This is a genomic window from Bradyrhizobium sp. AZCC 1577 (assembly GCF_036924575.1).
Lineage (GTDB): Bacteria > Pseudomonadota > Alphaproteobacteria > Rhizobiales > Xanthobacteraceae > Bradyrhizobium.
On record NZ_JAZHRQ010000001.1, the window covers coordinates 7,252,501 to 7,278,722 of the forward strand.

A 26,222-nucleotide genomic window follows, 5' to 3' on the forward strand; every position below is an offset into this window, starting at 1 on the left:
TTAAGCTTGCTCGTTAAATTAAGTCGCTGGCCCATAATACAAAAGGTACGACGTCACCCAGAACGTATCTTGGGCTCCGTCTGTTTGTAGGTGTCCGGTTTCAGGTCTATTTCACTCCCCTCGTCGGGGTGCTTTTCACCTTTCCCTCACGGTACTGGTTCACTATCGGTCGCTGAGGAGTACTTAGGCTTGGAGGGTGGTCCCCCCGTGTTCAGACAGGATTACACGTGTCCCGCCTTACTCAAGGATACATCATCGCATTACCCGTACGGGGCTATCACCCTCTGAGGCCCTGCTTTCCTGACAGGTTCCGGTTGTCTTTGATGTATCACTGGCCTGGTCCGCGTTCGCTCGCCACTACTAACGGAGTCTCGATTGATGTCCTTTCCTCCAGGTACTTAGATGTTTCAGTTCCCTGGGTTCGCTTAAAACCTCCTATGAATTCAGAGATTTCATACCTTCACTTGATAACTGGAAATCCAAAACCTCACGGCTTGGTCTCACACATTGCTGTACGAACCCCAAGATAGAGATCTTGGAGTTCCAGCTATCGAAGGTGGGTTTCCCCATTCGGAAATCCGTGGATCAAAGCTTCTTCGCAGCTCCCCACGGCTTATCGCAGCGTAGCACGTCCTTCATCGCCTCTCAGCGCCAAGGCATCCACCGAACACCCTTAAGGCACTTGATTGCTCTCATTATCAATGTCCACACACTCGGCAGAATGTTGTCTGCGCAACAGCCATTGAAGGCACGCATCCTCGATGAATGCGATTGCAACAGCGCGGACACTGATTAGAAAGACCAGCTTGCTTCGTAAGATCGAACCGATAGCGAGGCGGTCAAGCTTCGCTAAAAAGATCATTCACAACCCGATCATCTTGCGATGAGCGAGCGCCGAAATGACCTGGAGATTATGATTGAGAGCCCGCAAATTGCTTTGCAGATCCCAAACTCGGATCGATCTCCTCTTTACGATGTCAGATATCACGCATGACGCTATCCATCCGGACTGCGCATGCGAAGTGATGTTTCGCGGACGATTATTCGAGGCATTCCCGATCTTCGATTTCATCTGGTGGAGCCAGACGGGATCGAACCGACGACCTCATGCTTGCAAAGCACGCGCTCTCCCAGCTGAGCTATGGCCCCGTACCAGAAGACGAATGCTCCGCACTCGATCAAAGTGGTGGGCCTGGGAAGACTTGAACTTCCGACCTCACGCTTATCAAGCGCGCGCTCTAACCAACTGAGCTACAAGCCCCTAACACGAGGGACTCAAGCTCGCGCGCAATCGGCTCACGCCAATGCATCGCACAAGCGCCAAACCTCCGCACAGCGCTAAGCCCCTGGCGCGTGTTCGTCCGCGAAGAAAGAGAAACGAAGACGGCGAAATCCCGCCAATGCAGCTCAACAATCCTGACGATTGTTGGCCACTGATGTTTCTAAAACGATCCGATAGATAGCAAGCTATCTGAAGGATCATCCTTAGAAAGGAGGTGATCCAGCCGCAGGTTCCCCTACGGCTACCTTGTTACGACTTCACCCCAGTCGCTGACCCTACCGTGGCCGGCTGCCCCCTTTCGGTTAGCGCACCGTCTTCAGGTAAAACCAACTCCCATGGTGTGACGGGCGGTGTGTACAAGGCCCGGGAACGTATTCACCGTGGCGTGCTGATCCACGATTACTAGCGATTCCAACTTCATGGGCTCGAGTTGCAGAGCCCAATCCGAACTGAGACGGCTTTTTGAGATTTGCGAAGGGTCACCCCTTAGCATCCCATTGTCACCGCCATTGTAGCACGTGTGTAGCCCAGCCCGTAAGGGCCATGAGGACTTGACGTCATCCCCACCTTCCTCGCGGCTTATCACCGGCAGTCTCCTTAGAGTGCTCAACTAAATGGTAGCAACTAAGGACGGGGGTTGCGCTCGTTGCGGGACTTAACCCAACATCTCACGACACGAGCTGACGACAGCCATGCAGCACCTGTCTCCGGTCCAGCCGAACTGAAGGACCCCGTCTCTGGGGCCCGCGACCGGGATGTCAAGGGCTGGTAAGGTTCTGCGCGTTGCGTCGAATTAAACCACATGCTCCACCGCTTGTGCGGGCCCCCGTCAATTCCTTTGAGTTTTAATCTTGCGACCGTACTCCCCAGGCGGAATGCTTAAAGCGTTAGCTGCGCCACTAGTGAGTAAACCCACTAACGGCTGGCATTCATCGTTTACGGCGTGGACTACCAGGGTATCTAATCCTGTTTGCTCCCCACGCTTTCGTGCCTCAGCGTCAGTATCGGGCCAGTGAGCCGCCTTCGCCACTGGTGTTCTTGCGAATATCTACGAATTTCACCTCTACACTCGCAGTTCCACTCACCTCTCCCGAACTCAAGATCTTCAGTATCAAAGGCAGTTCTGGAGTTGAGCTCCAGGATTTCACCCCTGACTTAAAGACCCGCCTACGCACCCTTTACGCCCAGTGATTCCGAGCAACGCTAGCCCCCTTCGTATTACCGCGGCTGCTGGCACGAAGTTAGCCGGGGCTTATTCTTGCGGTACCGTCATTATCTTCCCGCACAAAAGAGCTTTACAACCCTAGGGCCTTCATCACTCACGCGGCATGGCTGGATCAGGCTTGCGCCCATTGTCCAATATTCCCCACTGCTGCCTCCCGTAGGAGTTTGGGCCGTGTCTCAGTCCCAATGTGGCTGATCATCCTCTCAGACCAGCTACTGATCGTCGCCTTGGTGAGCCATTACCTCACCAACTAGCTAATCAGACGCGGGCCGATCTTTCGGCGATAAATCTTTCCCCGTAAGGGCTTATCCGGTATTAGCCCAAGTTTCCCTGGGTTGTTCCGAACCAAAAGGTACGTTCCCACGCGTTACTCACCCGTCTGCCGCTGACGTATTGCTACGCCCGCTCGACTTGCATGTGTTAAGCCTGCCGCCAGCGTTCGCTCTGAGCCAGGATCAAACTCTCAAGTTGGACTTGAAACCTTGAACCGGCTGATCACAACGTTTGACGAGGTCCCACCATATTTATCGCCCGCGATTCACATCGCTGACGACGATGGTGTAACCTTTAAAACGTGTACCGCCGAAGTCTTTCGTCCAGCCTCAACGCTTCAATACTTGCGTATTCAAGCGATCGAGACTCGCAAGGACTCCGCCGTCCACGTTTCTCTTTCTTCATCTTCACTTGTCAAACAGCCCGGGACCGCTTGGGATCCCATCCTTCCATCTCTGGAAGGTTCCGTAGTCACCCATCCGACGACAAATAACAACCGACTTGTATCGGCTGTTGAGTCACTCATCGTAATGAGGAGCTTACGGGGCGCGAAGAGATGCCTTGGCCTCGGGGCCAATGCATCGCCGCGCTCAGTGGCCGGGTTATAGGCCCGCCCGATCGGGGTTGTCAACGCCCTTCGTCAACAAATTGTCGCATCACGTCGAAGAATTTTGGGACGCCAAGAAGTCCCTATGTTTCGGGCCTTTGGCCGCACTTGAGCCACAATCCTGCGACGTTCTGACTATAAGGTAAGCATTGAATCACCGGATGCCAGTGGGGGCTGCCCGGTGTTCATCTACCCGGGACAGGCGGTCTCGAGGAACCCGTCGCCTTTCCCACGCGGCCAGGAAACTTCGAGAGATCTGCTCACCATTGACGTTCGAGACTGCGGCCCGTCTTCTTCTGGCCTCTGATTCCCGAATTTCCATGCGTGCGGCAACGCCATGCTCCGGGATCGCTCCCTCAAAAGGGCGGAAACGCGGGGTCTGGATCGGGCGAGGTCTTGTCGGATGTCGATGGAATTTGGGGGGACACAGGGTTGAGCCAGAAGGCGCCACGCGGAAGCGGCTATGGACGCGAGATCGGGATCATTGATCTCGGTCACGAGCCGCCACTTTCCGTCGATGGCTCCGAAGCCGCGGTGATTGATCGCCGCCGTGTCTCTGTACAGTGGTTCAGCGGCACTATCCTCACCGGTCTGTGCGGCGCGGCCCTCATCGGCGGCGCCGTTTTTGCGTCCCTCGACGGCGAAATGACCTTTGCCAAAGTGCCGGAGCGGGTCGAAGGCGCGTTGCGCGGGGCATTCGGCGCCAATGACCGCACCGCCACCCTGCACAAGAGCGACCGCCTGCCGCCGCCCGGCGAATCCACCGCCTCGCGCAATGTAATGCGGGTATCGACAGTTACCCGCGTCGGGAACCGCGACGTGATGCGGGTGCGGCCATTCGTTCGCATCTCCGGCAATCTATCGATGACGACGAGCGATCTCGCCGCCAAGATCCCGCCGTTCAACGCGCAGCGCATGCTCACCGATGTCGGCAGTTCGACTCAGCCGGCTTCCGAGGATCCGAACAATCCCGAGGCGGTCGAACCCGACGCCGAGGTTTCCTTCGTGACCAAGGATCTCGCAACGGTGCTGCCGAAGGCGAAAGTCTCCGCCGTGGTCGCGCTGGACGAAGTCCTGATGCGGGTGCGGGATGCCGCGAACTGGCGCGGCTCGGGCGGCGTCCGCTACACGGCGCTTGCCAATGCCGCCGCTGACACCAGCGGCGTGCAGTCCGATCTCAAGCTCGCCTATGCCACCGAAGGCAACGTCTCCGATCCCTATGCCGGCTTTGAAACCCGCATCGTGCCGGAAAATGTCACCCTGCTGCCGAAGACCAAGGACCAGATCACCGGCGGCAACCCCACCGGCGAACGCGTTCACATCGTGAGGAAGGGCGACAGCATCGCTTCAATCCTGCGCGACCAGGGCGCGACGCCCGATGAAGCCAGGGCGATCGCGTTGACCCTTGGCGCCCGCGGCCGCGACGGCGGCCTGAAGGAAGGCCAGAAGCTGCGCATCCTGATGGCGCCCTCGGGCCTCGGGCCTGCCGCCCGGCTGCAGCCCTATCGCGTGATCGTCGCCAACGACACCACCGTCGAAGCCGTGGCCGCGCTGTCGGACGTCGGCAAATATGTCGCGGTCGACGTGCAGAGCATGAATACCGTCGCCGAGGCTCCCGCCGGCAAAGATGACGAGGATGACGACGAGGATGACGGCAGCGGCGTCCGCCTCTACCAGAGCATCTACGAGACCGCCATGCGCAACAAGGTGCCGGCCGCGGTGATCGAGGACATGGTCCGCATCTATTCCTACGACGTCGATTTCCAGCGCAAAGTGCAACCGGGCGACTCCTTCGACGTGTTCTTCGCCGGCGACGACGAAGCCACCCCCAACACCGAAAAGACCGAGGTGCTGTTTGCTTCCCTCACCGTCGGCGGCGAGACCAAAAAATACTATCGCTTCCAGACCCCGGACGATTCCGTCGTCGATTTTTACGACGAGACCGGCAAGAGCGCGAAGAAGTTCCTGGTCCGCAAACCCGTCAACAACGCCATCATGCGGTCGGGCTTCGGCGGCCGCCGCCACCCGATCCTGGGCTTTACCAAGATGCACACCGGCGTGGACTGGGCGACACCCTACGGCACGCCGATCTTCGCCTCCGGCAATGGCGTGGTCGAGAAGGTCGGCTGGGAAGGCGGCTACGGCAAATACGTTCGCCTGAAACACAACAACGGCTACGAGACCGCCTACGGCCACATGTCGGCGTTCGCCAAGGGCATGGAACCCGGCAAGCGCGTGCGGCAGGGTCAGGTGATCGGCTTCGTCGGATCGACGGGCATGTCGACCGGCGCCCATGTCCACTACGAAATCCTGGTCAACGGCCGCTTCGTCGACCCGATGCGCGTCAAGCTGCCGCGCGGCCGTTCGCTCGAAGGCTCAATGCTGGCGAGCTTCGAAAAGGAGCGCGACCGTCTCGACGCCCAGATGAGCAACCGCGGCAACTCGGCGCGGGTTTCCGAAGCCACCGGCACCACGCCGCAGACCCGCCAGGTCAGCCGCTGAGCCTTCAGGCCGCCCCGAGAGACAACTTATCTACGGCGCCCCGCGAGCGCTGATCAGGAAGACTATTCCGATCGCCGTAAGTCCGAAGGCAACGGCGGCCAGCGGCAGCAGCATGTCGATTGCCGCCTGTGTACCATGGATCTTGCTGCCCCAGACGGCGAAGTCGCCAATTCTCCAATCATGAAACGAGGTCTCGTCGGAGTGCGGTTGATGTGGCTTCGCGTGCCTCTTCCAGACCAGCGACAGCGACCACGGAAGCAGGACGGCAACCAGCAACAATACGCTGACCATGGCCAGCAGAAGTCCGATGTCACTCTCGCGGTCGAACAATATCCAGGCCGCTGCCGCAAACCACGCCACAAGCCCGACGGCGGCCCCATAGATACTGGGGTGGATCTGATCGAAGACGGGTCTGTTGCGTAGGACTATTTCTTTTGTCATCGGAGGGAACCCTATCTTTGGGTTTCTGGGCCGGTGCTCCCGGCAGTAGCCGACGCCCACTACCTGCAAGGGCAATTGCAGCGCCGCCCCGCGGTTTCATTAATTTGCGTTCAGTCGCGGCCCCGATGGAACCCGAACGGCCGTTATACGGTTGACTAAATGGCAAAATCTTCAATGGAGGATGCCATGGAGAATTGGAGCAACGCAAAATTGTGCGACGTCGCGAACCTGGTCCTCGGCGCGATACTGTTCTTTTCGCCGTGGATGTTCAGCGGCTTTGAGGCCGGAACGGTTTCCGCCAACGCCTACGTCACGGGTCTCGTGATCGCGATCATTGCGATAGCGGCGCTGGCAGCGTTCGCGGTCTGGGAGGAGTGGCTGAACCTGATCGTCGGACTGTGGGCGCTGGTATCGCCTTGGGTATTGGGCTTCCAGGGGACCACGGCGATGACGGTGCATGTGTTGATCGGCGCTGCCGTGGCGGTGCTGGCGGCGATCGAAATCTGGCTCATGACGCAATACCCGCCGCGGCTTACTACGGGCCGCTGAGGCACCTTGCTCGCGTACCGCCCGCCGCATGCTGGCGGCGGGCGGTTGTTGGTGCGACGTGAAGGGGATGAGCAGCAATGAACCGCATTACCCGGGACGACATCATCAAGGCAGTCAGCGGGGCTGATGAAGTTACGATCGCCCAGATCATCGGAACCGGCGCCACAGTAGATGAGCTGGCGGAGGCTCAAGCCTGGATGGCCAATGACGAGCCGATGCTGAATGCGGGGCGGCCGCTGGCGACCGGCCGGGTCCGCGAACTCGTGGATATACTGACGGAGCTCGAGCCCGAGGACGATGATCCCGGTGAGCCGGGGCCTGCCGTCAGTTCAACGGAATGACGTAGCCACAGGCGCCTTAGCCAAAAGCCCCGAACATTGCGTGTTCGGGGCTTTTGCGTTGGTGTGGCTCAATTCAGCTTGCGCTTCGGCACCGGCGCTTCGAACTGGGCGATCTCGGCGGTTTGCGCGGCCTTGCCGTTGAAGGTCAGCACGTTGCCTTCGCTCGAGATCACGACGCGGTCGCCGTCGGCGATCTCGCCGGCGAGGATCATCTCGGCCAGGGGATCCTGCAGGTTGCGCTGGATCACCCGCTTCAGCGGGCGGGCGCCGTAGGCCGGATCCCAACCCTTGGCGGCCAGCCAGTCGCGCGCCGCGGCATCCAGCGTCAGCGTGATCTTGCGATCCTCCAGGAGCCTCTGCAGGCGGGCGAACTGGATTTCGACGATCCGGCCCATCTCGCTCTTCTGCAAGCGGTGGAACAGGATGATCTCGTCGACACGGTTGAGGAATTCGGGCCGGAAATGCGCCCGCACCATCCCCATCACCTGCTCGCGCACCGCCATTGTGTCCTCGCCTTCCGGCTGGTTCACCAAAAACTCCGAACCGAGGTTCGAAGTCATGATGATCAGCGTATTACGGAAGTCGACGGTGCGGCCTTGGCCGTCAGTCAGCCGGCCGTCGTCGAGCACCTGCAGCAGCACGTTGAAGACGTCGGGGTGCGCCTTTTCGATCTCGTCGAACAGCACGACCTGATAGGGCCGCCGCCGCACCGCTTCGGTGAGCGCGCCGCCCTCGTCATAGCCGACATAGCCGGGAGGCGCGCCGATCAGCCGCGACACCGAGTGCTTTTCCATGAACTCGGACATGTCGAGGCGGACCATCGCGGTCTCGTCGTTGAACAGGTACTCCGCCAGCGCCTTCGTCAGTTCGGTCTTGCCGACGCCGGTGGGGCCCAAGAACATGAACGAGCCCATCGGGCGGTTCGGATCCTGCAGGCCGGCGCGCGAACGGCGCACGGCGGTTGCCACCGCACGCACGGCTTCGGCCTGGCCGACCACGCGCTTGCCGAGGCTATCCTCCATCTTCAGGAGCTTGTCCCTTTCGCCTTCCAGCATCTTGTCGACGGGAACGCCGGTCCAGCGCGACACCACCTGCGCGATGTGGTTGGCGGTTACTGCCTCCTCCATCATCTCGCCCACGTCTTCCTTGGCTTCGATTTCGGCGAGCTTCTTTTCGAGTTCGGGAATTCGGCCATAGGCGAGCTCACCCGCACGCTGGAATTCGCCGCGGCGCTGGGCATTGGCGAGTTCGATGCGCAAGGTGTCGAGTTCGCTCTTCAGCCTCTGCGCGTTCGACAGCTTGTTCTTCTCTGCGCTCCAGCGCGAAGTCAGGTCGGCCGATTGCTTCTCGAGTTCGGCCAGTTCCTTTTCCAGCGTCTGCAGGCGGGTTTTCGAGCCGAGATCGGTTTCCTTTTTCAGGGCCTCCTGCTCGATCTTCAGCCGGATGATTTCCCGGTCCATCAAATCGAGCTCTTCCGGCTTGGAATCGACCTGCATCTTCAGCCGCGCCGAGGCCTCATCCACGAGGTCGATGGCCTTGTCGGGCAGGAAACGATCGGTGATGTAGCGGTTCGACAGCGTGGTCGCGGCGACAAGCGCGGAATCGGTGATGCGAACGCCGTGGTGCTGCTCGTATTTGTCCTTCAGGCCGCGCAGGATCGAGATCGTATCCTCGACCGTCGGCTCGGAGACGAAGATCGGCTGGAAGCGCCGTGCCAGCGCGGCGTCCTTCTCGACATGCTTGCGATATTCGTCGAGCGTCGTCGCGCCGATGCAGTGCAGTTCGCCGCGCGCCAATGCCGGCTTCAAGAGGTTGGACGCGTCCATTGCACCGTCCGCCTTGCCGGCGCCGACCAGCGTATGCATCTCGTCGATGAACAGGATGATCGAGCCTTCGGCTGAGGTAACTTCCTGCAGCACCGCCTTCAGCCGCTCCTCGAACTCGCCGCGGTACTTGGCGCCCGCAATCAGCGCGCCCATGTCGAGCGAGAGCAGTTTCTTGTCTTTCAGGCTCTCGGGCACGTCGCCGTTGAGGATACGCAGCGCCAGGCCTTCGACAATCGCGGTCTTGCCGACGCCAGGTTCGCCGATCAGCACCGGATTGTTCTTGGTGCGGCGGGAAAGCACCTGGATGGTGCGGCGGATTTCCTCGTCGCGGCCGATCACCGGATCGAGCTTGCCGTCGCGCGCGGCTTGCGTGAGGTCGCGGGCGTATTTCTTCAGCGCGTCGTAGGCGTTTTCGGCCGATGCGCTATCGGCTGTACGGCCCTTGCGCAGCGATTCGATTGCCGCATTGAGGTTTTGCGGCGTGACGCCGCCCTTGCTCAGAATGGTACCGGCCTCGCCGCTCTTCTCGAGCGTCAGCCCCAGCAGCAGCCGCTCGACCGTGACAAAGCTGTCGCCGGCCTTCTCGGCCGCTTTTTCCGCCGCGCCGAAGGCCCGCGCCATATCTGGGGCAAGATAAATTTGCCCGGCGCCGCTGCCCGAGACTTTCGGCAGCTTCTTCAGCGCGTCCTCGGTGGTCTTGAGGATGGCGCGGGAATTACCGCCCGCGCGGTCGATCAGCCCGCCGGCCAGTCCCTCGCTGTCGTCCAGCAGCACTTTCAGCACATGCAGCGTCGAGAACTGCTGGTGCCCATCGCGCATGGCGAGCGATTGCGCAGACTGGATGAAGCCGCGCGCCCGCTCGGTGTATTTTTCAATATTCATCTTTTGCTTCCCTCGGCATGCCGCGCCCACCCGGGGCGCGATCAGCAAAAGTGGAAACCGGTTTTGCGTCCGATCGCGCCCCATTTATGTTTGGCGCGTGACCTTGACGCGAAACCGCACACACTTTCGCGGGTCACGCGTGGCATGATTGCGGCATCTTCATTGGGTATCCGCGAACCGCATTGACATTCCTCAACCGGCCGCAGTCGTCGCCCGCTTTTCAGGCTTGCCTCGAATGTGGGCATCGTGGGGAAAAACGGAAGAGGCCCACTCACAAATTCGGGAACGGTTGGCGAAGGCCGAAGGAATCTCTTAATAAGCCGCATGGACGCCATCTCCCCCGCCCGGATCGCCGGGATTTACCGCTACCCCGTCAAAGGCCTGACCCCGGAGCAGCTCGACCGTGCCGAGCTCAAGCCCGGGCAAACCCTTTTGGCTGACCGCCGCTACGCCATCGAGAACGGCCCCTCCGGTTTCGATCCGGCGGAGCCGAAATGGCTGCCGAAGCCGCACTTCCTGATGCTGATGCGGGATGAGTGGCTGGCCGGCCTGCACACTGATTTCGACGACGCGAGCAACGTGCTCTCGATCCGCCGGAACGGCGAGATTGCGGCCCAGGGCAATTTGGCGACCGCCGAAGGCCGGCGGACAATCGAGAACTTCTTTGCCACCGCCTTTGCCGGCCAGATCAAGGGCCCGCCAAAGGTGCTGGAAAGCCCCGGCCACAGTTTTTCGGATGTCGCCCGCAAGGTCGTTTCGATCATCAACCTCGCCAGCGTCCGCGCCATCGAGGACATCGTCGGCGCCCCCGTTCATCCGCTTCGCTTTCGCGCCAATCTCTATGTCGAGGGCTGGCCGGCCTGGCACGAATTCGACCTGCTCGACCGGACGCTTGCGATCGGCGACATCAGGCTGAAGGTGGTGAAACGCATCGTCCGCTGCGCCGCTGTCAATGTCGATCCCGATACGGCCGAGCGCGATCTCGCGATTCCCCCGGCGCTGCAGCGCCAACTCGGCCACGGCGATTGCGGGATCTATGCCGAGGTGATCACCGGCGGCAGCATCAGCACCGGCGACGCGATCGCGGCGGAGCAGGCCGAGTTGTTGTGATTCGCCTCGCCGCTCCTCGCGATGACGGGGAGAGATAGCAGCGCACACTCGACTGTCATCCCCGCGAAGGCGGGGATCCAGTACGCCGCGGCTTATCGGTTCAATCACTGGCGGGTAACGACAATTGAGTGTGCGTCGACATTCTCGCGACGCATTGCGCCCGAGGCTTGCTATCAACTTCCCGCCCTCTCGTTCAGAGGGCGCAGGGAAGACCGGGTGCGCGCCGCACCCGCGGTCTCGTGTGCAAAGTGCGCAAAAGAAAACGCACACGAGCATACAGGTACAGCGGGAGCATCCCGGCCTTCCCTGCGCAATGGCTTTACGGCTTACTTCGTGCTCTCCCCGGCGAACGGCTCTTTTGCCACCGTCGCTGCGCGAGAATAGCCCCACGCAACTTAATGCCAGCACCGCGACATCAGGACCACACGACTTCGCCGTACGCATCCTGCGCGTACGTCTCGCGCGCATTCCGCGTCCACCGCATCTCACCGCACGTTCGTGACGATGGCCAACGCCCCTCATCTGCCGTGAGACGGGCGGAGTTATGCGGCTGATTTGCCCCTCGTGTTAAGCGGAATATTTTTGATTCCCGGGCTTGACACGATTTCTGAAAATCAGAAGTGATTTGCCTGTCGCACGAGATCGCGCCTGCAAGGGCAGGCAATCAGTAGCGGTAGGTGGGCAAAGGCCTCTTGGCCGTGCCCACCATTCTCGATCCCGAAGCCGGATTCGGCGGCCCCGACAAGCTCGATGGAACTATTCCGCCGGCGCAAGCTGGCCCCTGCTCGAGCGTGCTGCAGCGGTCTCGCGCACCCGGACACGGGCACGGCGCTTGCGCCACCAGATCACGACGCCGGTCACCGACAGCGCCGCAACGACCAGCCCCATCACCGAGATCAGGATGCGGCCGGGCAGCCCGACGATCCGTCCGGAATGCAGCGGGAACTGCGCCTGCACGAAGATATCGGCGGCGGTGCCGACCCACGGCAGTCGCTCGCCGATCGGGCGTCCGTCCTCGCTGTCGTAATAAAGCTGCGCCGGGCCGACGCCGCCGGCGCCATGATCGTCGCCGGGATGGAAGAAGGCCGCAGCATACACGCCGTGGGCCGGGCCGTAATTGATCGAACCGACCGGCGTGGTCCATCCTCTGCTCTTGCCGTCGGCCGCCGCCCGCGCGGCGATATCGGCATACGTGACCTTGGGTTCGATCGGATCGTCGAGATGCCGGTACGGACGCTGCTCATACGGCGTCGGAGTGTAGTTCGATACCGTCTTCATCAGCGGCGAGAACACCTCGAAATACAGGTTGAGCGAGAACGCCGTGAAGGCAATGACGAACAGCAGCGCCCAGGTCCACAGGCTGAAAGCGCGGTGGATATCGAAATTGATTCGGTAGGCACTGCCCGAGGTCTTGATCTTCCAGGCCGGCGCCCAGCGCGCCCAGAAGCCACGGCCGAGTTCGCGCGCAACGGCAGGCGCCCGTTCTGCCCTGGCGCGGCGACGGGACGGCAGCGTCAGATAGAAACCGACGAAGCAATCGATGGTCCAGATGATCGCGATAACGCCAAGCACCCGCATCCCCCAGCGATCGCTGCCCCAGAATTCCGGGATGTGCATGGTGTAGTGCAGCTTGTAGAGGAACGAGACGAAGTTGGCGCGCGTCACCGGCCACACCGCGCCCCAGTAGCGCCGCCCGAGCTCTGCGCCGGTGTTGGGATCGAGGAAGATCTGGTTGTAATCCAGGCTAAATCGCTTGCCGGTAGCGGGATCGATCCGCGGCAGCACGAAGAACCACAGCGATTCGCCCTTTTCCGGCGTCATGAACATGTGGACGACGCGCGCGCGCGGATCGCGCTGCTCGATCAGCTTGACAAGTTCGACGGAGGCAATCGCGGGACCGCTGCTGGTCACGTCGAACAGGTGCTTGTTCAAGAGGTCGTCGATCTCGTGATCCCACGAGATGATCGCGCCGGTGATGCCCGAAAAAAACAGAAAGCCGGCGGTGAGAAGGCCGGCCCAGCGATGCAGTCGCCCGAAGATCGATTTCATGGCTTCGCCCATGCTGTTGGGTACTTCAATGAGCAAACATCATCACCGCCGGTCGACCGACCGGCGGTGATGTATCCGTTGCATTTCGCGGTCGACCTACCATCGATAGGTCAGCTTGGCGATCGCCTTGCGGCCCTCGGCATAGAAGCAGCTCGTATAGCCGTAGCAGGCCGCGACATAGCGGGTGTCGGCGATGTTGGTGACGTTCAGCGCCAGGCGATAGTTGTCTTTGGTGTAGGCCAGCAGCGCGTCGACCGCGGTCGAGGCCGGCACCTTGAAAGTGTTGGCATCGTCGCCGAAGGTCGAGCCGACATAACGGACGCCGCCACCTACCTGGACGCCGGCGAGCGGCCCGCTCTGCAGCGTGTAGTCGGTCCACAGCGCGAACCGGTTGAGCGGCACGGTGGTCGGCGCCTTGCCGACGTTTACGGGGTCCTCCGTGACCACGGCATCGATGTAGGAGTAGGCACCGCGAACGTTGAAGCCTTCGATCAGCGTGGCCGTGCCTTCGAGCTCGATGCCGCGCGAGTTCACCTGCCCCCTCTGCTCGGCGGTGTAAAGCGGCGGCGCGAAGGTGACGACATTGGACCGCGTCAGATCGAACGCCGCCAGAGTGATCAGCGCATTGATTCCGACCGGCTGATATTTCACGCCGACTTCATACTGGACGCCGGTTTCCGGCTTCAGCAGCTCGCCCGCGGCGCTGGTGTTGAGCACCGGCAGGAATGATTCGGCGTAGCTGAAATACGGCGCGATACCGTTGTCGAAATTGTACATCACGGCGGCGCGGTGGGTGAGTGCCGAGTCATTCGTTCTCGCGGAAGACCCGGGTCTCGCGGCAGCCGCGGCGAGAAAGTCGTCCAGATCGGTCGTGGCGAAGTCCTGCCGGGCGCCGAGCAGGAACGAAAGCCGGCCGAGCTTGATCTGATCCTGCGCGTAGAATCCGATCTGCGACTGCTTGATGCTCATATCGTCAGCAGGGCCGAGATTGGTCCATGTGTTGGTGTAGACAGGCGCAAACACGTTGATCTTGCCGGTGCTGTACGCTGAAGCGACGTCCCGGAACGAGGTGTTGCGGTAGTCGATGCCGAACAACGTGGTGTGGCTCAAAATGCCGGTGACGAATTTTCCCTGGAGCTGATTATCGACTGCGAAGGAGTTGATGGTCGTTGCACCGCCAGAGCCGGCACGCGACATCAGGCCTGCGGCTTCGTCGGCCGCCGAGGCGTAGCCCAGGCCGTAGAAGCTCTGCTGTTCATTGTGCATCCACGCATAACGCAGGTTCTGCCGGAACGTGAGCGCCTCGTTGATGTCGTGCGAAAGCAGGTAGCCCGCCGTGGCCAACTCGGTATCAAACCGGTTGAAATTGGGCTCGCCGCCGAAAAACGTATTCGGAATGATGCGGCCGTTGTTCGGAAACACCGTGCCCGACGGCGGCAGGAATTGCAGGCCCCAGCCGGCGGTGTCCTTTTGATAGTTGGCCAGCAGCGTGATGGTGGTGTCTTCGTTCGGCTTGATCGTCACCGCCGGCGCGATGAAGACGCGGTTGTCCTTGGTGAAATCGACCTGGGTTTCGCCGTCGCGGACAGCGCCGGTGAGGCGCCACAACACCGTGCCTTCCTTATTGGCGGGGCCGCCGACGTCAAACTGGCCCTGGTAGCGATTGAAGCTGCCGCCCGAGACGGAGATCTCGCCGAACTGGTGGGCCGTGGGCAGCTTGCTGACATAGTTGAGAATGCCGCCGGTGCCGCTGCCGCCGTACATCACCGAGGATGGACCCTTCAGCACTTCCAGACGCTCGGCGCCGTAGGGCTCCAGACCGAGGAAGTGCACATAGCGGCTGCTGGGCAGCCGCAGGCCATCGAGATAGAGGCCCGGCATGGTCATGTCGAAACCGCGGATCTGCAACCCGCCGAAGCGCGTGTCGGAACCGCCGTTGACGTCGCCGCTGACGCCCGCCGTGTAGCGCAGCGCCGCGCCGACCGATTCCGCCCCCTGGTTTTTGATCTGGTCGGTGGTGACGACGGAAATCGACTGCGGGGTTTCGATGATCGGCGTGTCGGTCTTGGTCGCGGTGCCGGTGCGGGTTGCGACAAAGCCGCGCACGGGACCGTTGGCGCGTTCGCCGGCACCTGGGCCCGATGCAGGCACAGCCGGTGCCGGCTGCGGGTTGGCGGCGGCGCGAGTGACGCGCGTCGTGCGCGTGGTCGCAGCGCGGCGGGATGGTTGGGCCGCGGCCGGGCGCGCGCGCTGCTGAGGCGCGTCCACGGTGACCGGCGGCAGTGACGACTGCGCCAGCGCAGCGCCTGTCTGCAGGGAGAAGCTGCTGACGGCCCCGAGGCAGATCATTCGCAAGAGTTGAAGTCGAGTGGCGGAAAACGAATGAAATGCTGTCAGTGTCACCCTTAGATACCCCGAAGTCTGCCGGCTTGGCCGGTAGGATTTTTGATGCCCCGCTCTAACGCAGACATCTTCGGAGTTCGATGGGTGGTTGCTAGAATTGCTCCAGACTGCGCGATCGATGGGGAATATCCCGGAAATCGTTCAATACGCGCACGTCGTTTTGCAAACAGCCACCACATACGGCGGTGATCTCATCATCACGTCAATGCGACGGGAGAGAAGCGCCGGTTTGCCGATGGCAACAGCGCGAGAGACTTGCGATCGCGTCGTTCAATCGTGACGCGCATCAGCGTCGCGCCGACGCACAGGGTCGCCTCGAACTGGATTTCAGATTCCAAGCGCAAGAAGGCCAGTACAAACCACAATCAAACTGACGACGATAACCGCAAGAAAACTGGATGAAGCAAAATCTTCGCGCATGACGACACCTACTGCCTCAGGCAAATCTCTCGTGAGCCTGAACCCTCGCCCCAGGGAGTCTCACATAGCCTCCGGTTGTTTGGCAGAGCCATCAAACCACTGGTTTGTTTCAGGGTGTCTTCGTTGGACTGATAAAACGACTTCGTCGGAAGGTCCTGCTGTTGCGTCCCAGAGTTCCCACGAAACCATCACGAAGCGTGCTCGACGACGAAGCGTGCTCGACGATAGAGGGTGGGCACGGCGCACGCGCGCCTTTGCCCACCCTACCGTTTAGCCGCGCCTCAGCTCGTCGGCATGACGTAGGCGTAGTTACGGCCGCGCGAGACTGGGGCCGGCGTCCCTAAACCGTCGCCCGTTCGCCGGCCATCGCACGCTCGATCGCGTCTATCAAGACCTGGAGCTCGACGAATTTTAGGCGCGCGCGCTCCGCCTTGTCGCGATCGAACGGCGCGGCGAGCACCTTTGCGTGTGCATCGCGATCCTCAATCATGCGGTCACGAGCCTTCTTCAAAATCTCATGGCGTTCGTTCATCTGGTCACTACCTCCATCGCGCCGAAATCCCTCAGGCGAAGCGGACTACCAATTGATGATCACGGCGCCGGCAATGACCAGCCCCAGGAAGACCGGCAAAAGTATGGGTGGGACAAGCCCCTCGCTGAGAGCGAATTTTTTGGGATCGGGCATATACTCACCTGTTCAGTTCAGGCGGGACATGCCGCCGCATTTCTTTTCGAGTCAGGCCTGCTCGATCTATGCGCGAAAATCGATGCCGCGCAAAATAATGCCTGGGGGGTTGCCTTCAAATTCTCCGGCGAGAAATTTCCGGGAAGCGCATTGCTCGATCCGATCCCGCAGCCGCACGAATTGTCGTTCGCGCTGGTCCGCCGCTGTACGCGAGACATGTTCGAGATCGTCCATCGCTGCGGCGCTGATGGCGCACGGTATCACCGTGGCACCGTCCATCATCGAGAACAGCACCACCATGCGATTGAAGTCATAACCACCGATGTCGCCGCGCACGAGTGTCATTTGATCCATCTCCGGCTGGTAAAGGCCATGCCGCGAGCTTTCATGCTCATCATTTCTTTCGAACGGGTTGAGGATCGATCTCCGCAATCCTGCGCAGGCATTCGGCTTCCGAATCGTGCGGACCAGAGACGAATGTTCCGCTGACTTTGGTGGAGTACCATCCGGAAACGACGCCGAGGCGGAGCGATTCTTCAGTCTTGACGTGACGAGGCGAGAGATTTTGCATTCGGTGCTTTCAGTTGCGCGTTCGAGGTAATTCGAGTGCGTGGCAAGAAGCTCGACGGCCGAGCCGGAATATTCGCCACGTCAGCTTTCACCAGCGAGGCGGGTGAGGTCGGCCAGTACGGTGGCCACGAGGTCGCGGTGATGCGTGTCGGTCGGCGCCAAATCCGCCGCATAGAGATTAAGGACGTACCGCGCCTTTGCGACCGCTTCCGGCCACGACTCAGCCGGGACGGTCAGGAGCTGTAGCTCGAGGGCGGCCTGGCGGTCCCGCTGCAGCTTTGCGTTAGCCTCGACGTCGGCGAGCGCGCGGCGGATATCGGTCGCCTTTTGCGCCGCCATGCCCCGGTGCTTGTCGAGATCGACCGGGGTTTCACTCACGAGACGCGATCGCGTCGTCGCGCTGCGCATCGGAAAGATCGACCGAGCTGATCGAGATCATTTCCGTCGAAGCTTGGCGCGGCGCCGCGCCGGGGACCATGATCATGGTGGCGACGCGGCGGAAGCTCTGAAATGAAAGTCCTTCGATCATTTCCTCGTCGGTGATGACCTCATAAGCACCAGGCGGCAACAGCCGGCCGACCCCCTTGAGATGGAACGGACGCTTGAAATGAATCATTTCCCGTCGCGAGCGCATGGTCATGTATCGACCGTGCGCCCTTTCCCCGCAAATAGCTATCGATTTCTCGAACACAAAGCGGCATTCGTCCAGGTTAGGGTAACCCGCGCCAGCCGCTGAACCGGGGACTAATACGGCCCGGCATCGCAATTACGAGAACAATCGATCGGTCGCCTTGTCGAGCCGCTTCGCCGAACCGCTCGCGTCATTTAGATGACCAACCAATTCACCGGATAGCCGGTAGATGTTCTTGCCCTTGAGGTCAAAGAGCTTCTTGCCGCTAAGATCGAAAATTTCGGGACCGACCACCACAGCGACGCGGGTTCCCTTACTGTTGAATATGCTGCCGTTCATGAGCGGCCTCCTTGTTTGACAGCCCGCTGTGAATGCTGCGCCCATTCGGTGTCAGTAGCGAGATAAATCGACCGGAGCCCGCGCCTTTACTGCGGCGGCCTCAGCGGACTGCCCAACCATCCCAGCGCCGGCCGCCGAGGTATCTGTCTTCCCGGCCTTCACCCCGCTTGCAAGCATCATCGTGAAGGCAGCCTCGCCCCGCAAGGAACGGGGCGAAGCGCCGCGACGCAATCCGCCCTCAGCTCGTCGGCATGACGTAGGCGTAGATGCGGCCGCGCGAGACTGGCAACTCGCGGACGCGGTTGCCGCTGTTGCCGGAGATCATGATCGGATTGCCCTTGGCGTCGATGCCGGTGATGATGCCGACATGGCCGCCGCGGCGGCCGCGCGACATCACCGCAATGGCGCCGACCTGCGGGCCGGCAACGCGCTGGCCGTATTTCGCGAACGAGCTCGCCATGTCCGAGCCGGTGCCGCGATAGCCGGAATGCTGCAGCACCATGTTCATGAAGCGGGCGCACCACAGGCTGCCGCGCCCCGTCGGGTTGCCGCCGAGATATTTCCGCGCTTCGGCGACGACGTTCGAGGATGTGTAGCCTGAGGCCATCGCGCCGCTGGTCGGCGTTACCGTTGAATTGGATTCGACGCTCGTTCCCGGCGTGACGCTAGCGTTGGCATCGGCAAGACCACGCGCGTGCATCTGCGTGACCGCGCGCTCCCAGCGCGATGTGTGCGCGGCGTGCCGGATCCGGGCGCGACGGCCGGTGCGATCGGCGCGCGCTGCCTTGACTGTGTTGGACGAGACGAAACCGCCGGGTGTCACCATCTCGGCGCTGCTTCCCAGGAAGCTCGGGTTATTCTCGGCGAAGCCGCCCGTCTGCATTTGTGCAGCCCTGCGCTTCCAGCGCGACATCCTGAGAGCTTGGCGATGGTGGCGATATGCATAATGCTTCACGTGATGGCCGGCGTGGTGGGCCCGCGCGTGTCGCCCTGCGCCGTGATGTGGTCTTGCTGAAGCCGGAGAGACAAATACGAAGATGGAAGCCGAACACAGTGCCAGCGCAATGAAACGAAGCGACCGGCGAAACGCAAACAACTGACTCATACTTGGACCTCTAACACTCCCACACTTTGCGTTCGTCTACGAACGAACGCGGCCGGCGTTTTGCGTTTGGCGATGTGACGAGAGGAAGATTTTGTGTGGCGGAGAGGAAACAATTTCGGGGTGATTCCACGACGATTCGATGGCGAAAATGAACCTTTCCTGCCGCATTGCAGCCCCGAGAATTAATTGCAATTTTGTGGGTTAGCTGCGCAAGGAAGTTACGAAACGACAAGAAAATCGAGAGGAATCCGAAATGCCCTATGCCGTCGCCAAGGATCGCGTGCGTCTCTATTTCGAGGAGGCCGGAAGCGGGACGCCGATTATCTTCCTGCACGAGTTCGCGGCCGACCACACCAATTGGGAGCCGCAGATGCGTTATTTCTCGCGCGGCCATCGCTGCATTGCCTATTCGGCGCGCGGCTATATACCTTCCGATGTGCCGCCCTCGGCCGAGGTCTACACCTACGAGTATTTCTACACCGACGCGCTCGGCGTGCTCGATCACCTCGGCATTGCCAAAGCGCATTTCGTCGGCCTGTCGATGGGCTCCTATTCCTCGCTGCAAGTCGGCCTAAATGCGCCGGAGCGCGCGCTGTCGATGACGCTCGCCGCCGTCGGCGCCGGCTCCTCACTCGAACATCTCGACGCCTTCCGCGCGCAATGCGTCGCCAATGCCGAGCAATATGAGGCGATCGGATCGGGTGAAGTCGCCAAGGTGACGCGTGAGGCGCCGAGCCGGATTCCGTTTTTGCTGAAGGACCCGCGCGGCCACGCCGATTTCTACGCCGCGCTGGCGCGGCATGATGCCAGGGGCTCGGCCAACACCATGCGCAGCTTTCAGGGCAAGCGACCGTCGATCTACACCATGACGGATGCGATCCGACGCGTGCCGACCCCGGCGCTGATCCTGTGCGGCGACGAGGACGACAACTGTATTGAACCGAGCCTGTTCCTGAAGCGGCATTTGCCGGCCGCGGGGCTCACGTTCTTCCCGAAGTCGGGCCACGTGCTCAATCTGGAAGAGCCGGCGCTGTTCAACGAGATGGTGGAGCGGTTCATCGCGCTGGTGGAAGCCGGGCGATGGCCGGCGCGCGATCCGAGGTCGATGGTGGCGGCGGTGGTCTAACTGCAGCGCAGCACACGTGATGGACGCACCGGCGGAAGGGTTCCCTCTCCCCTTGCGGGAGAGGGTTAGGGAGAGGGGTGCCGCTTGCTCCGTCGTTGGACGGATAAAGATGGCCTCTGCGAAGACCTTCTCTCGCGATGCGAGTCGTGTTGAGCTCACGATATCTCTTCCGCCGGAGCCCGGGGCTTACCCCTCTCCCCAACCCTCCCCCGCAAGGGGGAGGGAGCCCTGGCAGCGTGCTGACCTCACTCGAGGATAGATGGATTGCTTCGTGCTATCGCTCCTCGCAATGACGGTGGTGGCTACTTCCCCTTCCCGCCCCTACTCAGCAAGAACACGCCCTGCTCGCCGAACATGTTCCAGACCCACCAGGGCAGGTTCAGCGGCACCGGGCGGCCGTAGAGATCGAGCGCCACCGCGCGCTCCATCTTGACGTTGATCTCGTCGCAGAGCTGGACGAAATCCTTGATCGTACAGAAATGGATGTTCGGCGTGTCGTACCAGGTCGCCGGCAGGTTCTCCGTGCGCGGCATGTGGCCGCCGACGAGCAGTTGCAGCCGCATCTTCCAGAAGCCGAAATTCGGAAACGACACGATCGCGCGCCGGCCGATGCGCAGCAGGTTTTCCAGGACCGGTTTCGGCTGCCGCGTCGCCTGCAGCGTCTGCGACAGGATGACATAATCGAAGGCATCGTCCGGATAATTGACGAGGTCGGTGTCGGCGTCGCCCTGCACTACGGCGAGCCCCTTGGCGACGCAGCGATTGACGCCCTCGCGCGACAGCTCGATGCCGCGGCCATCGATGCCGCGGCTCTCCAGAAGTTGCAGCAATTCGCCGTCGCCGCAGCCGACGTCGAGCACTTTTGAGCCAGCCGGAATCATTTCGGCGACGAGGAGATGATCGGTGCGATATTTGCCGGTGCGATCGGGCGCGATGCCGCCGAGCGGCAGGGCCTGTTCCTGTAACGCCATGTCAGGCTCTATCTCTCTTTTTTGACGCGGTTTCTTCACGCGAACCGGTATCCACTTCGCTCGAAAACGCTTTGCTATCAAGGCCGCGCGCATTGCCCGCGGATTCCAGGAAGGCGCGAGAAATGTCGAAGAACTCGGGCACGTCGAGCAGGAAGGCATCGTGGCCGCGGTCGGTCTCGATCTCGGCGAACGACACTCGCGCGCTCGAAGCATTCAGCGCATGCACCAGCGCCCGCGATTCCGAGGTCGGAAACAGCCAGTCGGAGGTGAACGACACCACGCAGAAGCGGGTCTTGATGCCGCGAAACGCTTCCGCCAGCACGCCGTCATGGTCGGCGGCGATATCGAAATAGTCCATCGCGCGCGTCAGGTAGAGATAGCTGTTGGCATCGAAGCGCTCGACAAAGGAAGAGCCCTGATAGCGAAGATAGCTTTCGACCTGAAAATCCGCATCGAACGAAAATGTCGGCAGCTCGCGATCCTGCATCCGCCGCCCGAACTTGCGATGCAACGCGGCGTCGGAGAGATAGGTGATGTGCCCTGCCATCCGCGCCACCGCCAGTCCGCGATGCGGATGCGTGCTGCGCTCGAAATAGCGCCCATGGTGCCAGTCCGGATCAGCCATCACGGCCTGCCGGCCAAGTTCGTGAAACGCGATATTTTGCGCCGAATGGCGCGTCGAGCAGGCGACCGGTAGCGCCGAAAACACCCGTTCCGGATAGGCTGCCGTCCATTGCAGCACCTGCATGCCGCCCATCGATCCGCCGATCACGCATAACAATGTTTGGATGCCCAGCCGGTCGAGCAACATGGCCTGCGCGCGGACCATGTCGGGAATGGTGATGATCGGAAAATCCAGTCCCCACGCCTTGCCGGTCGCCGGGTTGGTCGAGGCCGGACCGGTCGATCCCATGCAACCGCCGATCACGTTCGAACAGAGGATGAAATATCTGTCGGTATCGAGCGGCCGCCCTGGACCGACCATGATTTCCCACCAGCCCGCCTTGCCGGTCAGAGGATGCACGTTGGCGACATGCTGATCCAGCGTCAGCGCGTGACAGATCAGGATCGCGTTGGAGCGGTCGGCGTTCAGTTCGCCATAGGTCTGGTACGCGATCTGGAATGGCGCGAGATCGATGCCGCAATCGAGCTTCAAGGGCTGCTCGATGCCGAATTTGACCACCGGCGAGGTCGGATGATCGGCCTCGTGGGCGCGGTCCTCGCTGTGAATCGACGGGCTGGATACCGACTGCAATTGTGTCATCCCGACCTTCCTCCTCGCGGAGGTCCTTACAGACAGAAATCAGGCCGCAAAAAACCCGGCCTGAACGAAAGGTTCGGCCGGGATCAATCTGTCCCCGGCCTGTTTAGCGAGTTGTTTAACGTGGCTGCAAGCCGGCCGGCTCAAATGACCACGGAATGGAACAAAGCTAGTCCGAAGCAGGTCCCTCGTCAAGGCAGCCGCATGGTTAACCCTGCACCGATCATGGCGGATCTGACGTTTCTCTTTGCTTTCGACGGCCGTCTTTTCTAATCAATGCACCTTGCTGGGTGGTGATTTCAGACCGATCCGGCGCTGAAGGTTTTAACATGTCCAAGGCTCCCCCGGCTCCGCCCTCGCTGCAGGAATTGCGCAAGGAGATCGACGCGATCGACGAGCAGGTCCATCGCCTCTTGATGGCGCGCGGCGACATCATCGACCGCCTGATCCAGGTGAAGCAGACCCAGGAGGTGGGGTCGGCGTTCCGGCCCGCGCGCGAGGCCAGCATGATGCGCAGCCTGGTCGAGCGCCATCGCGGCATCCTGCCGCTCGATACCATCGAGAGCATCTGGCGCGTCATCATCTCGACCTTTACTTACGTCCAGGCGCCGTTCTCGGTGCATGCGGATGTCTCGGTCGGCGAGCCCGCGATGCGGGATTCGGCGCGGTTTCACTTCGGCTTTGTCGTGCCCTATGTCGGCCATTTCAGCGCACAGGCCGCGGTTGAAGCCGTGGCGAAATCCAAGGGCGATCTGGCGCTGGTCTCGGCGGTCTCGAGCCGCACGCCGTGGTGGAGCGCGCTGGAAGCCGAAGGCGCGCCAAAAATCATTGCCCGGTGGCCGTTCCTCGAGCGCGCCGATCATCCGGCCGCGCTGCCGGTGTTCGTGATCTCGCGCGTGGCCGATGATGCCATGGTGACGGAGGTGCAGATGTGGAGCGTCCGCGTCTCGGGGTGGAACGCCGATATCGCCCGCGCGCTCGCCCCGCTCGCCGAAATCGTCGCCGTGCCCGATACCGCTTTCGACGGCGCGGCGCTTTTGGTGTCGGATGCCGGCGCCGGGTTCGAAAAGATCAAGACCGCCCTGATCCAGGCCGGCGCCTCGGTGCGCTCGTCGGCTCTCGTCGGCAGCCACGCAACACGCTATACGGTGCCCCCGAACGGGTCGGCGAAGCCTTAAACGCCGTCCGAAATTCCGGAGTTGAAGATGAACCGCCCCGTGCCGAATCCCGGCATTCTCGATATTGCGCCCTACACGCCCGGCAAGACCCCGGTGCCGGAGCCGGGCCGCAAGGTGTTCAAGCTGTCGGCCAACGAGACCCCGTTCGGGCCGTCGCCGAAGGCAATCGAAGTCTACAAGGACGTGGCGGAGCATCTGGAGGACTATCCGGAAGGAACCTCACGGGTGCTGCGCGAAGCGATTGGGCGCGCCTACGGGCTCGATCCCAACCGCATCATCTGCGGCGCCGGCTCGGACGAAATCCTTAATCTCTTGGCGCACACCTATCTCAGCCAGGGCGATGAGGCGATCTCGACCGCCCACGGCTTCCTGGTCTATCCGATCGCGACGATGGCGAACGGCGCCAAGAACGTTGTCGCGCCCGAGACCAATTTTACCGCCGACGTCGATGCCATTCTCGCGCGCGTGACGCCGCGCACGAAACTGGTGTGGCTCGCCAACCCGAACAACCCGACCGGCACCTACGTGCCGTTCGACGAGGTCAAGCGATTGCGCGCTGGCCTGCCGCCGCATGTGCTGCTGGTGCTCGACGCTGCGTACTCCGACTACGTGTCGCGCAACGATTACGAGCTCGGCCGGGAGCTGGTGGCCACCACCGAAAACACCGTGATGACGCACACCTTCTCCAAGATTCACGGGCTGGCGGCATTGCGGATCGGCTGGATGTTCGGTCCGGCGCACATCATCGACGCGGTCAACCGCATTCGCGGGCCCTTCAACGTCTCGACGCCGGCGATGCTGGCGGCGGTCGCCGCGATCGAGGACACCGCGCATATACAGAAGTCGAAGGCGTTCACCGAAGAGTGGCGCAACTGGCTGACGGAGGAGATCGGCAAACTCGGACTGAAGGTGACGCCGAGCGTCGCCAATTTCGTGCTGATTCACTTCCCGACCGAGAAGGGCAAGACCTCGGCCGATGCGGACGCGTTCCTGACCAAACGCGGCTTGGTGCTGCGGGCACTCAACAATTACGGCCTGCCGCATGCGCTACGCATGACCATCGGCACCGAGGAGGCCAACCGCCTCGTCGTCGACGCCTTGCGCGACTTCATGGCGGCCAAGTGAGTACGGTACCGATCTTCCGACGCGTCGCGCTGATCGGCTTCGGCCTGATCGGCGGCTCGATCGCGCGCGCGGTGCGAGTCCAGGGGCTCGCGAGCGAAATCGTCACCACCGCGCGTTCGGAGAAAACCCGTGCGCGAGTTACCGAGCTCGGCATCGTCGATCGCGTGCTGGAGACCAACGCGGAAGCCGTTAACGACGCCGACCTCGTGATCCTCTGCATCCCCGTCGGCGCCTGCGGGCCGGTGACGCAGGAGATCGCGCCGTTCCTGAAAGCGGGCGCGATCGTTTCCGACGCCGGCTCGGTCAAGGGCGCCATCGTCCGCGAAATGGCGCCGCATTTGCCGGGCCATGTTCATTTCGTTCCGGCACATCCGGTCGCCGGCACCGAGCATTCGGGCCCTGATTCCGGCTTCGCCGAACTGTTCATCAACCGCTGGTGCATTCTCACCCCGCCCGAGGGCACCGACCCCATGGCGGTCGAAACGCTGCGCGCGTTCTGGGCTGGCATGGGCGCCAAGGTCGAGACCATGACGCCTGATCATCACGACCTGGTGCTGGCGATCACCAGCCATTTGCCGCACCTGATCGCCTACACCATCGTTGGCACCGCGGACGAGCTGGCGCAGGTAACGTCATCGGAAGTGATCAAATTCTCCGCCGGCGGCTTTCGCGATTTCACCCGCATCGCGGCGTCGGACCCGACGATGTGGCGCGACGTGTTTTTGAACAACAAGGAGGCCGTGTTGGAAATGCTCGGCACCTTCAACGAGGACCTTTCAAAACTCACCCGCGCCATCCGCCGCGGCGACGGCGAGGCGCTGTTCGAGCATTTCACCCGCACCCGCGCCATCCGCCGCGGCATCGTCGAGATCGGCCAGGATTCCGCCGCGCCGGATTTCGGGCGCCCGCATCCACCGCTGAAGAAGACGGAGTGAGAAGGGCGCGGCTTCGCGCATGCGTGCCGGACGTTCCATCGTCATTGCGAGCCACCCGGTCGACGCGAAGCGCCGCCGGATGACAGGCTCCGCGAAGCAATCCATTTTGCCGCTTGCGGAGGAATGGATTGCTTCGTCGCTCGCTCCTCGCAATGACGGAGTTGGCCGCTCCACACTAGGTCGTCATACCCGCGAATGCGGGTATCCAGTACGCCGCGGCTTCCCGATTCAATCATTGCTGTCTCTGGAATACTGGGTCACCCGCTTTCGCGGGTGACGACAATTGAGTATGCGTTCACGCGACGCTAAGCGCCCGCGGCTTGCATGAACCTTCCCCTCAAACAGAGGGAGCAGGACCGGCACGCCTGCTGATCTCCGGAACCTTG

The 26,222-nt window shown here is 61.7% G+C and carries 20 protein-coding genes, 2 tRNA genes, 2 rRNA genes and 1 riboswitch (1 of these 25 running past the window's edge); of the genes, 8 read left to right on the forward strand and 16 right to left on the reverse strand.

The features are described from left to right. The 4 genes from V1278_RS34335 to V1278_RS34350 form a co-directional block, all read right to left on the reverse strand. Window positions 1-688, reverse strand: a 23S ribosomal RNA gene (locus V1278_RS34335); it reaches 2,156 nt to the left of the window's first position. Between the two features lie 385 nt (window positions 689-1,073). After that, a tRNA-Ala gene (locus tag V1278_RS34340) sits at window positions 1,074-1,149 on the reverse strand. A 35-nt stretch (window positions 1,150-1,184) separates the two neighbouring features. Next, window positions 1,185-1,261, reverse strand: a tRNA-Ile gene (locus tag V1278_RS34345). Between the two features lie 228 nt (window positions 1,262-1,489). Next, a 16S ribosomal RNA gene (locus tag V1278_RS34350) occupies window positions 1,490-2,978 on the reverse strand. The 16S and 23S rRNA genes sit together here with 2 tRNA genes alongside, the layout of an rRNA operon. A gap of 841 nt (window positions 2,979-3,819) precedes the next feature. Between V1278_RS34350 and V1278_RS34355 the strand changes: the two genes are divergently transcribed. Then, window positions 3,820-5,889 (forward strand): M23 family metallopeptidase, encoded by a 2,070-nt coding sequence (locus V1278_RS34355; RefSeq protein ID WP_334366543.1) that lies wholly within the window; start codon window positions 3,820-3,822, stop codon window positions 5,887-5,889. A gap of 30 nt (window positions 5,890-5,919) precedes the next feature. On the opposite strand, the gene V1278_RS34360 is transcribed toward V1278_RS34355, so the two are convergent. Continuing rightward, window positions 5,920-6,330, reverse strand: a complete 411-nt coding sequence (locus V1278_RS34360) for a hypothetical protein (protein ID WP_334366542.1) — start codon at window positions 6,328-6,330, stop codon at window positions 5,920-5,922. A gap of 186 nt (window positions 6,331-6,516) precedes the next feature. Between V1278_RS34360 and V1278_RS34365 the strand changes: the two genes are divergently transcribed. Together V1278_RS34365 and V1278_RS34370 are read left to right on the forward strand one after the other, a co-directional pair. Next, the gene (locus V1278_RS34365; RefSeq protein ID WP_334366541.1) at window positions 6,517-6,879 is read left to right on the forward strand and encodes an SPW repeat protein; all 363 of its coding nucleotides are present in this window, start codon (window positions 6,517-6,519) and stop codon (window positions 6,877-6,879) included. A 77-nt stretch (window positions 6,880-6,956) separates the two neighbouring features. Next, window positions 6,957-7,220, forward strand: a complete 264-nt coding sequence (locus V1278_RS34370) for a hypothetical protein (protein WP_334370461.1) — start codon at window positions 6,957-6,959, stop codon at window positions 7,218-7,220. Between the two features lie 68 nt (window positions 7,221-7,288). On the opposite strand, the gene clpB is transcribed toward V1278_RS34370, so the two are convergent. After that, entirely contained in the window at window positions 7,289-9,928 is a 2,640-nt protein-coding gene (gene clpB, locus V1278_RS34375) for an ATP-dependent chaperone ClpB (protein ID WP_334383766.1), read from the reverse strand. A 324-nt stretch (window positions 9,929-10,252) separates the two neighbouring features. On the opposite strand from clpB, the gene V1278_RS34380 reads away from it, so the two are divergent. Further along, window positions 10,253-11,038 (forward strand): MOSC domain-containing protein, encoded by a 786-nt coding sequence (locus tag V1278_RS34380; RefSeq protein WP_334383767.1) that lies wholly within the window; start codon window positions 10,253-10,255, stop codon window positions 11,036-11,038. Between the two features lie 756 nt (window positions 11,039-11,794). Here V1278_RS34380 and fsrB read toward each other — a convergent pair. The 8 genes from fsrB to V1278_RS34420 all read right to left on the reverse strand — a co-directional run bounded on the left by fsrB (window position 11,795) and on the right by V1278_RS34420 (window position 19,240). Continuing rightward, entirely contained in the window at window positions 11,795-13,087 is a 1,293-nt protein-coding gene (gene fsrB, locus V1278_RS34385) for a siderophore utilization protein FsrB (RefSeq protein WP_334383768.1), read from the reverse strand. Window positions 13,088-13,183: 96 nt separating this feature from the next. Next, on the reverse strand, window positions 13,184-15,436 hold the full coding sequence (locus V1278_RS34390; RefSeq protein WP_442893801.1) for a TonB-dependent siderophore receptor: 2,253 nt from the start codon (window positions 15,434-15,436) through the stop codon (window positions 13,184-13,186). A gap of 814 nt (window positions 15,437-16,250) precedes the next feature. Continuing rightward, window positions 16,251-16,442, reverse strand: a complete 192-nt coding sequence (locus V1278_RS34395) for a hypothetical protein (protein ID WP_334366536.1) — start codon at window positions 16,440-16,442, stop codon at window positions 16,251-16,253. Window positions 16,443-16,661: 219 nt separating this feature from the next. Further along, the gene (locus V1278_RS34400) at window positions 16,662-16,940 is read right to left on the reverse strand and encodes a DUF1488 family protein (RefSeq protein ID WP_334366535.1); all 279 of its coding nucleotides are present in this window, start codon (window positions 16,938-16,940) and stop codon (window positions 16,662-16,664) included. 306 nt (window positions 16,941-17,246) lie between these two features. Next, window positions 17,247-17,543: a hypothetical protein gene (locus tag V1278_RS34405; RefSeq protein ID WP_057842871.1), complete on the reverse strand. Its 297-nt coding sequence runs from the start codon at window positions 17,541-17,543 to the stop codon at window positions 17,247-17,249. Then, entirely contained in the window at window positions 17,536-17,805 is a 270-nt protein-coding gene (locus V1278_RS34410; RefSeq protein WP_334366534.1) for a hypothetical protein, read from the reverse strand. The genes V1278_RS34405 and V1278_RS34410 overlap by 8 nt, the downstream gene beginning before the upstream one ends. Before the next feature lie 126 nt (window positions 17,806-17,931). Next, the gene (locus V1278_RS34415) at window positions 17,932-18,135 is read right to left on the reverse strand and encodes a hypothetical protein (RefSeq protein WP_334383769.1); all 204 of its coding nucleotides are present in this window, start codon (window positions 18,133-18,135) and stop codon (window positions 17,932-17,934) included. 238 nt (window positions 18,136-18,373) lie between these two features. Then, the gene (locus V1278_RS34420; RefSeq protein WP_442893708.1) at window positions 18,374-19,240 is read right to left on the reverse strand and encodes a TIGR02594 family protein; all 867 of its coding nucleotides are present in this window, start codon (window positions 19,238-19,240) and stop codon (window positions 18,374-18,376) included. A gap of 253 nt (window positions 19,241-19,493) precedes the next feature. Here V1278_RS34420 and V1278_RS34425 point away from each other — a divergent pair, with 253 nt between their 5' ends. Beyond that, the gene (locus tag V1278_RS34425; RefSeq protein WP_334383771.1) at window positions 19,494-20,366 is read left to right on the forward strand and encodes an alpha/beta fold hydrolase; all 873 of its coding nucleotides are present in this window, start codon (window positions 19,494-19,496) and stop codon (window positions 20,364-20,366) included. Between the two features lie 302 nt (window positions 20,367-20,668). On the opposite strand, the gene metW is transcribed toward V1278_RS34425, so the two are convergent. Beyond that, window positions 20,669-21,337 (reverse strand): methionine biosynthesis protein MetW, encoded by a 669-nt coding sequence (metW, locus tag V1278_RS34430; protein ID WP_065731638.1) that lies wholly within the window; start codon window positions 21,335-21,337, stop codon window positions 20,669-20,671. A 1-nt stretch (window position 21,338) separates the two neighbouring features. Beyond that, the gene (gene metX, locus V1278_RS34435; RefSeq protein ID WP_334383772.1) at window positions 21,339-22,601 is read right to left on the reverse strand and encodes a homoserine O-acetyltransferase MetX; all 1,263 of its coding nucleotides are present in this window, start codon (window positions 22,599-22,601) and stop codon (window positions 21,339-21,341) included. A gap of 82 nt (window positions 22,602-22,683) precedes the next feature. Further along, window positions 22,684-22,763: riboswitch (SAM riboswitch) on the reverse strand. 164 nt (window positions 22,764-22,927) lie between these two features. Here metX and V1278_RS34440 point away from each other — a divergent pair. The 3 genes from V1278_RS34440 to V1278_RS34450 are packed head-to-tail and all read left to right on the forward strand — an operon-like array spanning window position 22,928 to window position 25,836. Further along, entirely contained in the window at window positions 22,928-23,776 is an 849-nt protein-coding gene (locus V1278_RS34440; RefSeq protein ID WP_334383773.1) for a chorismate mutase, read from the forward strand. Between the two features lie 27 nt (window positions 23,777-23,803). Next, window positions 23,804-24,901, forward strand: a complete 1,098-nt coding sequence (gene hisC / locus V1278_RS34445; RefSeq protein ID WP_334383774.1) for a histidinol-phosphate transaminase — start codon at window positions 23,804-23,806, stop codon at window positions 24,899-24,901. Then, window positions 24,898-25,836, forward strand: coding sequence for a prephenate/arogenate dehydrogenase family protein (locus V1278_RS34450; protein WP_334383775.1), 939 nt, complete (start codon window positions 24,898-24,900; stop codon window positions 25,834-25,836). Before hisC ends, V1278_RS34450 begins: the two co-directional genes overlap by 4 nt. Window positions 25,837-26,222 lie beyond the last annotated feature (386 nt).